Source organism: Ktedonobacteraceae bacterium, assembly GCA_035653615.1.
GTDB lineage: Bacteria > Chloroflexota > Ktedonobacteria > Ktedonobacterales > Ktedonobacteraceae > DASRBN01.
This window is the reverse complement of sequence record DASRBN010000028.1, coordinates 1-14,378: the sequence shown is the minus strand read 5'-3', so window position 1 is coordinate 14,378 and position 14,378 is coordinate 1. Positions and strand designations below refer to the sequence as shown.

The 14,378-nt window shown below is 54.5% G+C and carries 14 protein-coding genes; 7 read left to right on the top strand and 7 right to left on the bottom strand.

Going from position 1 to position 14,378, the window contains the following annotated elements; translation table 11 throughout:
• Positions 1–476 precede the first annotated feature (476 nt).
• Both VFA09_14875 and VFA09_14870 read left to right on the top strand, forming a co-directional pair.
• A complete protein-coding gene (locus VFA09_14875; GenBank protein ID HZU68558.1) occupies positions 477–797 on the top strand; it encodes a hypothetical protein in 321 nt (106 codons plus the stop codon).
• Between the two features lie 231 nt (positions 798–1,028).
• Positions 1,029–2,069, top strand: a complete 1,041-nt coding sequence (locus VFA09_14870) for an NAD-dependent epimerase/dehydratase family protein (GenBank protein HZU68557.1) — start codon at positions 1,029–1,031, stop codon at positions 2,067–2,069.
• A 124-nt stretch (positions 2,070–2,193) separates the two neighbouring features.
• Here VFA09_14870 and VFA09_14865 read toward each other — a convergent pair whose 3' ends face one another.
• A complete protein-coding gene (locus VFA09_14865) occupies positions 2,194–2,469 on the bottom strand; it encodes a hypothetical protein (protein HZU68556.1) in 276 nt (91 codons plus the stop codon).
• A gap of 25 nt (positions 2,470–2,494) precedes the next feature.
• A complete protein-coding gene (locus VFA09_14860; GenBank protein HZU68555.1) occupies positions 2,495–3,304 on the bottom strand; it encodes a response regulator transcription factor in 810 nt (269 codons plus the stop codon).
• Between the two features lie 298 nt (positions 3,305–3,602).
• Here VFA09_14860 and VFA09_14855 point away from each other — a divergent pair, with 298 nt between their 5' ends.
• Both VFA09_14855 and VFA09_14850 read left to right on the top strand, forming a co-directional pair.
• On the top strand, positions 3,603–3,965 hold the full coding sequence (locus tag VFA09_14855; protein ID HZU68554.1) for a hypothetical protein: 363 nt from the start codon (positions 3,603–3,605) through the stop codon (positions 3,963–3,965).
• A gap of 125 nt (positions 3,966–4,090) precedes the next feature.
• The gene (locus VFA09_14850; GenBank protein HZU68553.1) at positions 4,091–5,143 is read left to right on the top strand and encodes a PHB depolymerase family esterase; all 1,053 of its coding nucleotides are present in this window, start codon (positions 4,091–4,093) and stop codon (positions 5,141–5,143) included.
• 110 nt (positions 5,144–5,253) lie between these two features.
• Here VFA09_14850 and VFA09_14845 read toward each other — a convergent pair whose 3' ends face one another.
• Entirely contained in the window at positions 5,254–6,522 is a 1,269-nt protein-coding gene (locus tag VFA09_14845) for a radical SAM protein (GenBank protein ID HZU68552.1), read from the bottom strand.
• 429 nt (positions 6,523–6,951) lie between these two features.
• On the opposite strand from VFA09_14845, the gene VFA09_14840 reads away from it, so the two are divergent.
• Positions 6,952–7,695 carry a sigma factor-like helix-turn-helix DNA-binding protein gene (locus VFA09_14840; GenBank protein HZU68551.1) on the top strand — a complete coding sequence of 248 codons (744 nt, stop codon included), beginning with the start codon at positions 6,952–6,954 and terminating at the stop codon, positions 7,693–7,695.
• 40 nt (positions 7,696–7,735) lie between these two features.
• A complete protein-coding gene (locus VFA09_14835; protein ID HZU68550.1) occupies positions 7,736–8,314 on the top strand; it encodes a helix-turn-helix transcriptional regulator in 579 nt (192 codons plus the stop codon).
• 16 nt (positions 8,315–8,330) lie between these two features.
• Here VFA09_14835 and ubiG read toward each other — a convergent pair whose 3' ends face one another.
• Together ubiG and VFA09_14825 are read right to left on the bottom strand one after the other, a co-directional pair.
• Positions 8,331–9,050: a bifunctional 2-polyprenyl-6-hydroxyphenol methylase/3-demethylubiquinol 3-O-methyltransferase UbiG gene (gene ubiG, locus VFA09_14830; GenBank protein HZU68549.1), complete on the bottom strand. Its 720-nt coding sequence runs from the start codon at positions 9,048–9,050 to the stop codon at positions 8,331–8,333.
• A gap of 103 nt (positions 9,051–9,153) precedes the next feature.
• Complete coding sequence (locus tag VFA09_14825) at positions 9,154–10,812, bottom strand: tetratricopeptide repeat protein (GenBank protein HZU68548.1); 1,659 nt, start codon at positions 10,810–10,812, stop codon at positions 9,154–9,156.
• Positions 10,813–11,119: 307 nt separating this feature from the next.
• On the opposite strand from VFA09_14825, the gene VFA09_14820 reads away from it, so the two are divergent.
• Positions 11,120–13,054, top strand: coding sequence for a protein kinase (locus tag VFA09_14820; GenBank protein ID HZU68547.1), 1,935 nt, complete (start codon positions 11,120–11,122; stop codon positions 13,052–13,054).
• A 447-nt stretch (positions 13,055–13,501) separates the two neighbouring features.
• On the opposite strand, the gene VFA09_14815 is transcribed toward VFA09_14820, so the two are convergent.
• Positions 13,502–13,834 (bottom strand): hypothetical protein, encoded by a 333-nt coding sequence (locus tag VFA09_14815; GenBank protein ID HZU68546.1) that lies wholly within the window; start codon positions 13,832–13,834, stop codon positions 13,502–13,504.
• A 21-nt stretch (positions 13,835–13,855) separates the two neighbouring features.
• Positions 13,856–14,378: hypothetical protein (locus VFA09_14810; protein HZU68545.1), on the bottom strand; the 523-nt coding region annotated here is incomplete at its 5' end.

Sequence of the window (14,378 nt, the reverse complement as noted above, 5' to 3'; positions counted from 1 at the left end):
TCACATCCAGCTGAGAAACGCACGAGATGTGAGAGCATCCCGGGAAGAGGCCGTTGACGGAACCAGAAGCAGAGAGTACAATGAGCAACAGAGAGGCATCCCGGGACTCTTCCCGGGATTTTGCAAGTGCAACTGTAGTGAATAACAATCATGCTTTTGCCTATAGTCATATCTTGGGCTAAATAGCCTGGGACGCCCGTTGGGGATTGAAACTACGGATGTTCATCTGTGAATTTAGACATGTTATCCGGCTAAATAGCCTGGGACGCCCGTTAGGGATTGAAACCATTCTCCTGGCTGACGGAACAAACGGTCAGTTGAAGGCTAACTGGCCTGGGACGCCCGTTGGGGATTCCTGTGGAAATAGCTCATGTGGATGAGCTACAAGCGCCTTTCCATGTGCCTCTCTGACACCGCGGTGTCATGGCGCTTGAAATGGTAACAATGATGAGCATTACAAAAGGGGGATTTTATACATGCAGAATTATCCGCAACAACCACAGCAACCATATTATCCACAATCACCATATCAGACAACGCCTATGCAACAACCAACATATTATCCACCTCAACCTCAACAGCCATTAAATCCACCTCAATGGCAACCTCCATACTACCCGCCACCACAGGGCTATCCCCCAGCGCCTATGTGGCCTGCTCCACGCCCTGTCAGACAACCTGTGAAGATAGCGGCAATTGTTGTCTTTGCCATTGCTATGGCCCTTGGCATTGTGCATGAAATAGAACTTGGAGGCCTTCTCCTCTTGACAAGCTTTATCCTGATCTTTTTTATTTAGCTGAGAAGCTGCAAGAGCAAGGCTTCTCCATCCCCATCCACCACACCCCGCTCCAACTCCCCGTGGCCCTATGGACGAATGAACTAGTACTTCAGGGCCGTTCGTCACTAGCAAATAGATTATGCTCGTTGCATTCTATGAGGTAAGGGCTAGAAGCCAGGGTGATCATTTTCACCCACCTTATAGATAGCGAAGACATAATCAAATGGTTTGGAGATAGGAGGAAGTATCGTGAAAGTGCTGATTACGGGTGCTACCGGCTTGCTGGGAAGCCACCTGATCAAAGCATTGCACCAGCGCGGCGAGCATATCCGGGCGCTGGTGCTGCCTGTGGAAAATGCGGATTCATTGCTGGCACAGGATGTAGAGGTTGTGAGGGGAGATGTGACGGATGCAGGCACCCTGGGACCGGCTGTTAAAGATGTTGATTTGATATTTCACCTGGCCGGCATGATGGGCGTGTGGCGTCCGCTGGCAGATTATCGCCTGGTGAATGTGACCGGCTCCGAGAACCTGTACCGGGCGGCCCAGGCTGCAGGCGTGCGCCGCTTCGTTCATACCAGTTCCCACACCGTTTATGGCCTGGGCCATGGGCGCTTTCTGACTGAGAAGGATGCGCTGAAGCCCGACCCCGACCCGTATAGCATCACCAAGGCGGAGGGTGATCGCCTGATGCGCCGCCTGATGCTCAATAGCGATGTCGAGACGGTGATCCTGCGTCCCGGCACGTTCTTTGGCCCTGGCGACCGGCTGCACTTTGGACGCATGGCACAGAAGGTGAAAGACGGCAAGGGGCTGATTCTCGGCAAGGGCGATAACGCGCTACCGTTCTGCTACGTGACCGATGTGGTGCAAGGATTCATGCTGGCGGGATATCATGAGAATGCGCCCGGCAATGTGTACAACATCACCAATGATCGCCCCCTGACGCAACTGGAAATGTTCAATGCGATTGCGGATGCCGTTGGTGGCAAGCGTCCGACACTGCACGTACCTTACCTGCCGGTTTACTATGGCAGCATTGTGGCCGAGAAGGTTGTGGCGCGCGTGACCCATACGAAGCCGGTGGTAACGCAACTCGGCGCGATGATGTTCGGCACCGATAATCGCCACAGTGTGGATAAGGCACGACGCGAGTTGGGATACGAGCCAGAGGTAGATTTGCGCGAGGGCATCAAGCTGGCGGCGGCATGGTTCAATGCCGGCGGCATGCAGCAGCCATCAGTGACGCAGGCCAGCCAGCACGCGCCCCTGGCCGGTGCGATGAAATAAGGTAAGCTCCGATTGCCAGAGTACGCCCCTACCCCACACGGCTTGCCCCGCTGTGTGGGGTAGGGGCGTACTCTGGCAGTCGCCTTTCAGAATTCTGCCATCCGCTGGTGGTTTTTTATGCCTGTTATTCCGTTATCGTGCTGACCTTTTTGCCCGCGCCTTTGAAGCCGAACTTCTTGATGGTTTTGTGCAGCCATTCGGCAGTAGGGCCATCGTCAATTTTTCTGCTGGTCTGAACCAGGAAAGGAGCGCTTTCGGGGCGCGGCGGCAGCTTATTCGCCTGCCGCAGGGCGGCCAGCTCTTCATAATGCTGGAAAGCCCAGTACATGTTGACGCGGCATCCCTTGCAATTCTTCACATCGTCCTCGTTCATGGTTCCGCATTGTGGACATTCTGTCATAAGTTTTCTCCTTTGCCAGTATCTTCTAGATCAAGCCCATGCGCATGGCTTCCGCGACGGCCTGCGCGCGGTCGGTGACTGAAAGTTTGCGATAAATATCCTGCATCTTGCGTTTGACCGTTACTTCGCTCCAGAACTGGCGCGCGGCGATCTCTTTGTTGCTGCATCCCGCGGCAGCCAGGCGCACAAGTTCGATTTCGAGGTCCGTAAGGCCGGAACGGATACGTTCCTGCTCCTTGGTAAGGCGTTCAAATTCGCCCAATACCTGCGTAATGGCGCGCGGCTCGCTGATAACACGCTCACCTGAATGAACGGAGCGCAGGGCAGGGAGTAACTCGCTGACAGGCAATGATTTCCGCAAATAGCCATGCACGCCTATGCGCATGGCGCGGAAGAGATGCGCTTCATCGGAATAACTGGTAAGTATGACAATGCGCGTCTTGGGACATCCTCGCTGTAGTTGCTGGGCGATATCAAGCCCACTGGATGCGCCCAGAAAGATATCGAGGATGATGATATCGGGCTGCAACTGCATGGCGAGCGTAATGGCCATATTAGCGGTTCCGGCCTGCCCCACGACCTCGAAGTCTTCTTGTTCGCTCAAAACCGTGTAGAGTCCCCGGCGCACAATCTCATGGTCATCAACGATCAGCACACGAATAGGCAGAGACTCCTGCTGTATCCGCGGCGTGTCAGGAATCTCTGCCGGTAATGCGGCTTTTCTGGCCATTGCCGGTGCCTCCGCCATTTGAGCTGCCGGAGCCGCACCCTTTGCTGGCTGCGGCTCCGGTACTATTGGTAGTACGCGATGAGATGGTAAAAATGCAGATGTCATACTTGCTCCATACTATCCTTTTCGGCAGTATTGCGATTTTCTGAACGTTAGAGATTTGTTTATGAGAGATGTTTTTTAGCTTCTGACATTTCATCAGATTTTAACGTAAGCCGGTCTCTTCCTTCTATTGATATAGGATGATCTTCCTACCGATTTGCTCGCGTACTGATACGAATGGGTGTATATCACGATACTGTTGTGCGTTGTCTGAGGCATAGTTTTGCCTGATAATTGCGTAAATTACGGGTACATTTCATTGTGGGAAAACGCACGTTTCAACATGGGAGAATCAAGGGTTATGACTAGCAGGCAACACCAGGAAGATTTTACTGTGGCAGGTAATGGTGCCTATAATCACTTGCATTATACCGGGATAGCGCCGCTGGAGGGATCAAGTGAGATGATGCAGACAGTTCCTGAAGGCGCTCTATGTGACGAGATGCACGAGGATCACGCCGCGATGTCTCATACAGGTGAGGGAAGCATTGCCTATGAACTGTTGCTCTTGCAGCAGCGCCTGGCAGCGTATGAACAGCTGCACAACGAGGAAATGGCCGAGCTGCGGCAGGAAGTTGAACGCCTGCGCCGCGCCTTCCTGCATGAGACCAACCCTCATCTACGCGCCCTTTCATCAAAGCGCCACCTGAACGAAGGCGAGTAAAACATTCTTCTTTTTGCAATACTTTGCCCCTCTTTGCGTCTTTAGCAGTAGAAGACGTAATGTCTGCATTGTGTGGCTTGTGAACGATAGGCCCGCACTCGCAGGCTCTCTGGCACAAGAGGGGTATGATGGAATATTTTTGTGGTACTCGTAAATACCTATATTGCCTGGCTGCTTTATCTCTCTTGCTGTTAGTTGCCTGTTCTCCTGCTTCTAGCAACAAGACACCTTCCCCCAGTTCGCATCATACAGCGGTTTCGACCGTCTTACCTCAACCCACTTCCCAGGCGAACGATAGTGCTATCGATAGACCGGTAGTTACAACAGGTTGTGGCAGGGTTTCGCCAATTACGCCGGGAACGAGCGCAGATGAGATGATTGATGCTCACCCCAGGCAGGCGGAAGGATATACTTCGCGCAGCTATCTTATCCATGTGCCAATCGACTATACCCTGAATCATCCTATTCCCGTTGCGCTGATCTTTCATGGCTATGGCGGGAATCCGGTAGGGACAGAAAAATCTACGGGTTTCTCAAAGCTGGCGGATCAGCAGGATTTTATCGCGGTCTATCCGCAGGGATTGCCGGATGGTCCGGGTGGCCCGTCATTCTGGGCCAGCATTGGCCCTTATGATTATGGGGTTGATGACGCGCTTTTCGTGAGCGATGTGCTGAACAGGCTGCAAAGTGAGTTCTGTATCGACGCGCGGCGCATCTATGTCACAGGTTTCTCCAATGGAGGAGCTATGGCGGCTTACCTGGCATGTACCCTCGGCATGAGGATAGCCGCGTTTGCGCCCGTCTCCGGTAATTTTTATGCCATCCCCGGTGGATGCCACCCTGGAAGATCTCTTCCTATCCTTGATATTCACGGCACTGCCGATCCGATTTTACCCTATAACGGCATCCCCACTTCTGTGAATCCCAGGTGGCCGCTGCCCGCGATACCCGATTGGTTGCGTGATTGGGCTGTAAGGGATGGCTGCACAGTAGGACCGGTTATCTTCTTGCGGACGAGCAGCGCGGTGGGTGAGCAATGGACGCATTGCCAGGCAGATGGCGCCGTTGTCCATTACCGCATGATCGGTGAGGGACATAGCTGGCCCAGGATGATCGGCAGTCGCTCGGGAACGGAAGCGATCTGGGATTTTTTAGAGACGCACACGTTGCCGGGTTGAAGAATCTCCGCTGGTCATGCCATTCTGAGCGCAGCGAAGAATGACATGAGCAGGGGATGCTTCACGATTGTGCTGATAAAAGTTCATCATCGGCCCTGCCCAACCAGATACTATTGAATCACATGCAGTTCGGTCCTGGCCTTGTGGCCGTTCTCGGTATTACCGTGCCCGTTTCCATTACTATGCCCGTTGCCATTGTAGATGCGGGCCTCGTCGGCGGCATTGATAACGGGGAGGGTGCGCAGCTTCGCGGACTTGCCACGATTGCTGGAAGTAGATGTGATCGCGGCCCCTGCCGTTCCTTTCGCGACATTGAGCGCGACACTGGTTAAGGTTGGCATGTGGCAGAGCATGTTGGTGTAAGAGGCGTTGGCCAGGGGGCAGTAGCACTCACCGGCCTTGATGCTGTGGCGCAGTTCGTCGGCTTTGGCGGTACGCCAGACGGAGCCGAAATCGTAGTTGTGCTCGCGCAGATTGCCGACCGATTCGGCGCGAATGCAGCAGGTCCAGACATCACCGTTGGGCGCGATCTGCGCGGAGGCAACCCCGGCCAGGCAGGGAATGATCTGGCGTTTCTCGACCAGCGTGCGCTTCACGATATCATAGTAGCGGTCGCGGAAGGATTGGGTGATGCGCGAAACGCCGTTGAATTCGGCCTTGCGGATGCCCTCTTGCAGGCGTTCGATAACCGGCTGGTACTTCTCGATAGGTGGAGTAATGCCCATGCCTACCGTGTCCAGCTCGACGCGCTCCTCGGCGATTTCGCTGATGAAGGAATCGGGCTTTAATTCGTCGCGCACGAAAGCATAGATGTTTTCGAACTCATCGACATTGAAGTTAGAAATGACGGTATGCACGCCCAGCGTGAAGTTCTTGTAGCGACCTTTCAGCGCCTTGAGACCTGCATAGGTACGCATAGCGCGCTCGAAATTGCCCTTGACGCCGCGCACGATATCGTGCTTTTCGCCCACGCCATCCAGCGAGAGATTGATGATTACCTCGGAGGTGGGTGCCGCTTGCAATACACGCTCGATGCGCGCGGGGATGATTTTATCTTGTATCCCGTTGGTGGGAATGTTGATGATGCCGGGACGGCAGTGACGATAGGCGGCTTCCACCATCTCGGGCAGGTCTTTGCGCAGCGTTGGCTCACCGCCACTAAAGGTGAACCAGTAGGCATCCCTGCCAATGGAGGCAAATGTTTTATCGTATTCTTCAATGGTAAAATCGTCGTTGGGCCTCTGCCAGACATTGCATGTTTTGCAGCGAGAATTACAGCGGTAACTTACGCTGATGGTTAAATTCAATGGAAGAGCCAGGGGTCTGCCAAGCGCGTATGACGCCTGCATCTTCGCAATTTTGGGTAATACTTCAAGCACGTCTATGTCCCTTCCCTTCAACCGGATAGACTCTTGAGCGCATAAATAGCTTCTTTATCTATGTTCGGCCAAAAACGTATAAAATTGAGAGCGAGTAAGCTGCTTCCCCTTTGAGGTGCTATCCGCCCGTCCGGTGCAGTATCGAACCTGCGGAGCGTCCCGCGCTCCTAGTCTATTAAACTGTGGGCGAGGGAACAAGTAACAAAGGTATCGTGGGAAGGGTACCATCGTATCTATGCTGTTCAATATGGTGACTTTTCACCTCATCTGATTGGTGTTATGCTATGTTCGATACGAGAGATTTCCGTTTTCTGAGAGTTGCAAAAGAAGGTATAAGTAGCCAGATATTGCAGAAGTAGGCATGCTTTTACCGTCTCAAGGGAGAATGAGGCGGTAAAAGGAGGCCATGAGCAGTAAGAGGGGGAGAACATGATAGATCTAAAGGACCCTCTGTTGATGGAGCGCCTGCGCCGCCGCACGCCGGAGGGGCGCTACGCGATAGGCGAGATTGAACTGGTGCTGAACATTCGCGCCCTGCATGCGCAGGGCGATATAGAGGGAGCGCGCGTGCTGAGCGAGGTGCTGCTGGAAAGATGCGCGCCCGAATTTCAGCGGCACACCTGGGGATTGAGGCACCGGCCCGACTTGCGCGAAGAGGCTATCGCCAATATGAGCGAACACCTGCTGCGCGAGGCGATGGACCCCAAAGAGGTATTTATCACGCAAAATTTTATTCATTATGTGCGCTGTTTGTGTGTGGATGAGTTTAATCGCGTGCTGCGCCAGGAGGGGCTGCGCTACCAGCGCGATGATGATGGGCGACCAACGGGCCGGCCGCATCACGTGCCGCGCGCGTTGATGGAATCGCTCCAGGCCTCGCCGGTCGATGATGAAGCGCCTCCCAACGCGGATGTGGCCGATCCTGTTGACCAGTACGAACATTTGCATGCAGCGGAGGAAAGCCAGCGCATCCTGACGTTTTTATCTGATCCACTGGACCGCAAGATCATGGTGCTGCGAGCCATCGAGGAGATGAAATGGGACGATATCGCGGCCGTCTGCAGGCGCACGGAACGAACGGTGCGCCTCCGCTACGAACGCGCCCGCGGTTACTTGCGCGATTGCATCCTGAAAGAACAGGCCACTTACACACGTTCAGCGCAGCAGCTTTGACGCTACACACAATAATGATGTTGAGAGGAATAGATGAGCTATGAATACAAGTGAGTTGCAGCAATTGAAAATGGCCTGGCTGGCCGCCGAGGAGATGGGAGATACGCAGGCGCAGCTCGCGTTATTGCGGGACCATCCAGACGCGCAGGACGCGCTGATCGATTTCATCGCCGCCTATCATGTCGCCGCGCCTTCACAGGAAGACGCTGTGCTGCCGCTGACACGGCGCGCCTATGCGACGGCGATGGAACGCGTATTTGGCGATGCGCAGGCGGCGGCAAATCTGAAAGAACTGCGGGCGATGCGCGGTTTGACCCTGGCACAAGCGGCACGCGGACTGCGCCTGGGCGTGGATGTATGGAAGAAATTCGAGGACGGGGTGATCGAACTGGTAAGCCTGAGCGAGCGCCAACTGGAGCGGCTGGCGCAATTTTTCGAGGTCAGCGGCGAGCAATTCGGCAGAATGCTGAATAACAGCCAGGCGGTGATGACGATGAATCGCCGTCAGACTGCCCAGGCCGCGCGCAGCGAACAGGCCCCGAAGAAACAGAGCTTTGCCGAGGCGATTGAAAAGAGCACGATGCCCAAAGAAGATAAGAAAGAGTGGTTGAAAGGCTAAGGCGCTTCAACCACTCCTAACGTTCTTTCGTGGCATAACCTACATAGGCAACACCCTTTAGAGGTCCTGGCCCCATTTTGAAGTGGCCGTGAGTGAAGCCACGCGGTATGAAGCCGGTCGTCTCGCGTACCGTGAGGCCGTTGATGGTGATGAGGGCCTGTAGTTCGACCGGTTTGATGAATTTCTGGTAGTCGTGAATGCCGGGAGTCAGGCCGCCGCTGGGAAAGTGCTCACCGTACCAGATCAGGATGAGCCGCGCCAGGAATGTGCGGTTGATGGTGTCGAAGACGAAGACGCCGCCCGGCGCGAGGACGCGAGCAATCTCCTTGATCGTTTGTGGCAGATTCTGTACATGTTCCAGCACGTCGAGGCAGACGATGACCGAGAAACTGCCGCCGGCATAGGGCAGCGATTCGGCAAAGCCCTGCTGGTAGTAAATATTCTGGCCCAGGCCGCTCTGAATGGCATGGGCGCGCGCCGTCTCCAATGCGCCTCTGGAAGGCTCTATGCCGACTGCGACAACCTGGCGCCGCGCGAGTTGCTCGCAAATCAGACCACCACCTGAACCTATCTCCAGTATCTCCTGCTGCGCGAGCGCGCCCTTCCCGAAAACGCGCGTGATGCACGACTCGATGTAATCGCAACGGTCGCCGGTCATCTGGTTGAGAAAGCAGCTTTTGTCCCACCAGTTGAACGAGGCGAAGATTTCTTCCTGTGGACGTTTACGTTTAAGCAAGCAAGCCTCCTTGCAATGATTTTCCCTGTATGTCCTGGATTATACATCAGGAAAGGAATTGGCTGCCCATATCCTTATGCTTGCCCTGATAAAGCTTATATCCTCAGCTTATCATTTCTCGTGGCTGGATCAATGGCTGATCATTGCGAACCAGCACCGGTATAGCATGTTTCCGGTAGAAATCCGGGCGCGGGTGCTCCAGCCAGTGCAGGGGAGCCAGTAGCACCGGCGGTAAGCCGTTGGCCAGCGCCTGGTCGAGCGCTGCCACTGCATCATCATCCCGCTTCAGCGCGGCGCAGATCATGCTCTTCCAGAAGCAGGCGTCCCATTCATCCGGCTCAAGGGTGAGGGCCTGGTCTACTTCCGCCAGGGCCTTGCTATACTGTTTGCGCAGGTAAAAGACGACGGCCCTGCTGGCGAACGCCAGGTAATGCTCCGGCGCGATGGCGGCGACCATTTCCAGGCGTTCTATCATCGCCGTTCTATCGAAGTCCTGGCACATGCTGCACCACGCGGCCATCCATCCGGCCTCGATGTCCGATTCGTCCAGTTCCCAGGTGCGAGCAAAGTCATCGCGCGCGCGCTCAATGTGGTTTTGCCAGAGATGGGCGGTAGCGCGATTATAGCGTGCGGAGGTATCGTTGGGGTGCAGGGCGAGGGCCGCGTCGAAATCCTGGATAGCACGCGTGTAGTCTTTGAGGTCGAAGTAGGCGACGCCGCGATTGTTGTAGGCCTGCGCATCGTCCGGGTTCAAGGCCAGGGCCTGGTCGAGACTCGCGATGGCGCTCTGGTAGTCTTTGAGACAATAATAGGCGAAGCCGCGATTGTAATAAATGTTGCCCATGCCGGCATCCAGGGCCAGGGCGCAGTTGAAATCCTGGATGGCACGCGCATACTCTTTGAGTTCAAAGTACACATTGCCGCGGCTGGCATAGATCAGGGCATTCTCAGGATTTAGCACCAGGGCGCGGTCAAGGTCCTGGATGGCCTGCTCGCGTTGCTTGAGCGCGGCGTAAGCCTGACCACGGACGGCATGAACGCCGCAGATTTCGGCCCGTTGGAGATCGAGCGCCAGCGCCTGGTCGAAGTCCTGTATGGCGCGCGCATAATCCTTGCGCGCGGAATAGCTGAGACCCCGGGCGATGAGCGCCTGTATATAGTTGGGATCGATAGCCAGGGCGCGGTCGAAGTCGGAGATCGCCTGCTGATAGTCACCGAGCGCATAGTGGGTAAGGCCGCGACTGTAGCAGGCAATGGCATGGTTGGAATCAAGTTCGAGCGCGCGATTCAAATCTTCGAGCGCCTGCCGGTAATCGTGTTGCAGGCGGCGCAATTCGCCGCGATTGTAGTAGGCCGGTACATAGTCTGGGTCGAGCGCGATGGCCTGGTCTAAGTCATGGAACGCCTCGTTGAACTCCTGGCGGGCCGCATAGGTGATGGCCCGCTGGCAATAAGCAGCGGGCTCTTCAGAGTTCAGGCGAATCATGCTATCGAAGTCTTGAAGCGCTTTCTCGTACTCACGCAGCCGGTAGTAGGCATTGCCGCGCTTGCCATAATCGGCGGCAGTTTTGGGTTTCTTTTTGAGCGCCTGATTTATTTCGCTCTCCTGCTCTAATTGGGCTGTGGAAGTTTCCGGCACAACATCACTTTTAGCGCGTTTGTTACGAATATAGGCAAAGGTTGAGGCGCCCGCGGCACCGGCGGCTACAGTTGCAAGGCCGGCAATGGGACCAATGTGGCTGACGATCTCTTTGAGGCTCATGTATGTCTCTCCTTTAGATAACTTATCTACTTTCACCGTTACTATCGGAGAGTTCGCGAAAAAGTTTAGGTGACTGAACCGCCTGCTAGCAGTACTATTACGCTTGACCTTTTCAGATTGAAGGAGTATCCTTTGCTTGTTGGCAGCGGGGCGAACGCCCATGATGGCTCGACCCGGCAGGGATTCCTATGGAAATAGCTCATATGGATGGGCTAGAAGCGTCTTTCTATGCTCCTCTCTGACACCGCGGTGTCATGGCGCTTGAAATGGGATTGAAAAACGATCGACTCAACAAAGAGGTTAAGCGATGGCAGAGCTTGTCAGGCAGTATCTGGGCAACTATCGCCTGCGCTATTTACTGGGGCATGGCGGATTTGCTGATGTCTATCTGGGTGAGCATATTACGCTCAAAACCCTTGCTGCCATCAAAGTGCTGCGTATCCAGCTATTAGGCGAGGCACAGGAAAATTTCTTGCGCGAGGCGAGCGTTACCGCCGGCTTAGACCATCCCAATATTGTAAAAGTCCTCGAATTCGGCGTCGATCATCACACCCCCTATATTGTCATGAGCTATGCTCCTCATGGCTCATTGCGCCAGCGCTACCCGCAGGGAACCATACTATCCGCGCCAGCTATTCTCTCCTATGTGCGCCAGGTGGCCGCTGCATTGCAATATGCGCATGAGAGAAATCTCGTGCATCGCGATATCAAGCCCGAAAACCTGCTGCTGGGGATTGACGGTCATCTCCTGCTGAGCGATTTTGGCCTGGCGATAATAGCGCAAAGCGCCAGACGCCCATATGTTCAGATGAAAGCGGGCACGGCGGCCTATATGGCGCCAGAGCAGTTGCAAGGTCTGGCAAGCGCGGCCAGCGACCAGTACGCCCTGGGAATCGTCATGTATGAATGGCTCACGGGCAACCGGCCTTTCAACGGCACTGACCAGGAAATAGCGCGACAACACATCGATTGCCTACCCGCGCCACTTTCAGAAAAAGTGCCGTCTATTCCCCCCGCGATTGAACAGGTTGTGCTGAAAGCGCTTGCCAAAAATCCATCTGAGCGCTTCCCGACGGTACAGGACTGCGCCACTGCCTTTGAAGCGGCTTGCGATGCTGCCTTAGATATCCAAGCAATCCCTGCCGCGGATCAGATTTTCCCGGCCAGCGCCGGTACGCTCTATGTGGAGCAGCTTGATACCCCAGACTCACTCGCCTTTATGCCTGATCTCTATCTTGTCCCGCAGCCTTTCTCATTATTCATGCCGGAACTTGCCGGTACATCCATGTATTATTACGAGGAGCCAGCTATCATTACCGACTCCTCGCTCGTCAGCATCTTACCTGCCGCTTCTGATGAAGCGGGGACGCGCGATCAACCAGGCCCCTGCACTGCGGAAGAGTGCAATCAATCGAGTTCCTACACTGCCTGCGCCTCATCGAATCCACCGCTCGTCAGGTTGGTGGACGATTTTGAGAGTACCACACAGGAACGCGAGGCCATTGAGATGCGCTCCACAAGCGTTGAGCATGATCCCTACACACAGGTGGGACGCGATCAATCAGGCCTCTACGTACCGCATACTCCTCTTCCTGAGATAGTAGTGCAGAAGAAGGAAACCAGCAGGCACATTACGAGACGTTCGATCCTGGTTGGGCTGGCCGGCATTGCCGCGGCGAGCATCACAGGGATTGGCATTTCAGCCATGGTTTCGACCCCAAAACGGTCAACATCGTCACGCACTGCGCAACCAAAGATTGCTCGCACATCAAATCCGGTGGGCGATCCAGGTACGACACCGTCACAAAAACCTTCGACGCCGGGTCAGACTTCGACCACATCCCCTGGCTCAACACCTGTTTCCAATCCTACGAACCCCGCAAGCCCTACGGCTCCGGCCACTCCCACAAGTCAACCAGGCTCCCAGAATAATTCGCCTCTGACCATACAAATCATGAATCCACCCGCTCAGGTGCATAATAATAGCCAGGTCAATATAGCAGTCTCAACGAGCGAACCAGGCGTCAGCGTGCTGCTTCATATCAGCTACAACTCCGCCTCAGTGAAAGACGTGATCATGCAGCAAATAAGCGATAGCAGCGGTTACGCGAATTTCTCCTGGCAGGTGCAGCTCTCCAATGCCATATCCGGCGGCACCACAGCAACACTGACGGTATCCGCTGTCGATCAAAAGGGGCAAAAAGCGGCGGCGGCTCCTTTAATGGTGACGATCACCGGGTAAACACGATAAAATTAAAATTAAGAGTACTCGTTGCTTTGCTGCTCAGCATTCCACGGTGGGATATACGGACCCAGATTCTGGCTGGTGGCGTAGCGGTAACTTCCTATTCCAGACGCTGGGAAACTGAGCCGCCACTCAATCTGTCCATTCTCGCCCAGCGTCTTCAAGGTCCTGAAGTGAGAATGGTCTTGGACGTTCCCATACTCGCCTGGGTAACAAGAATCCGATGCTTTCAAAGTTCTCACGTGCCTCTGCGAAACTCACACCATTTGTTCCACAGCAGGAGGTTGGATCCCTGAACTGAACAAGACCATCTTCCCAGAAACAGATCGGACACATGTCATACGTACTGGGCGACCGTTCCTCCAAGGTTAAGAAAGCCACAGCAAGGGCAAGCGAATTTGTTGCCACGTCGTCTTCTCTCCTTCATAATATACACCGTCCAGCTTAGAGTGTGGATGCCCCTTTTTCCCGAAGTCGCTGTTGTGCTGCTCTGATCTCAAAATCACTGGCTATGTTGCCAGGAGCGAGTTCCCTCCACTCACCGCTCTGTTCACCTAGAGTATAGTCTCCGTCAACCCAGTCTAGCCAAAATGAATATGCAGTTGTGGATGTTACCACTGTTCCCGATAACAATTCAATATCACGTGGCCCACGACTTCCGGGTAATGTTTTCCCTTCTTCAACGGCTCCCACCACTTCGTACTGAGTAATACCATGCTTGGCAAGAAGCTGATGGATAATCATAGCTTCCTGTTGCGTTAATTTTCCATCGTGCATCTCGACTCTCCTTGTTAGCTTCTAATAACTAGAAAGGAAGTAATCCAGATTTGTCGCGTAACCATGAATACCTGGTTCTGGAATGTAATACGTTCGTATGACTCCATCTGATCGTGCGATACCAAACTCATCCGTGATAGGATTAAAGCGCTTGATATCTCCATTTGCACGTACCCTTTGTAGTGTAGAACCATAAGTACCGCTGGGCGAACCGCCCCGCATAAAAATTTCGGCTCCTTGTTCATATGCATCCGCATCCGTGTATCCATATTCGGAACCGAAACCTCCACCATGTCGACCATAGTGATCATCCCGTAAATCCTGAGTGGCAAAACCTTGTCCACTGCCACCAGGGCCACAAGTATTATGGACCACCCACTGCCCCATCCCCACCGTAAAGGTATGATCCTGGGCCACCTCCAGATTATACATCACCCTGACCCCCGGCACACTCTTCCACCCCGTCACGACCCCATAGGTGCCATTGGCCCGCAAGACGTGCATGCCCAGCTTGATCTGCCCCACTGGCAAGAAGCCACGCTCC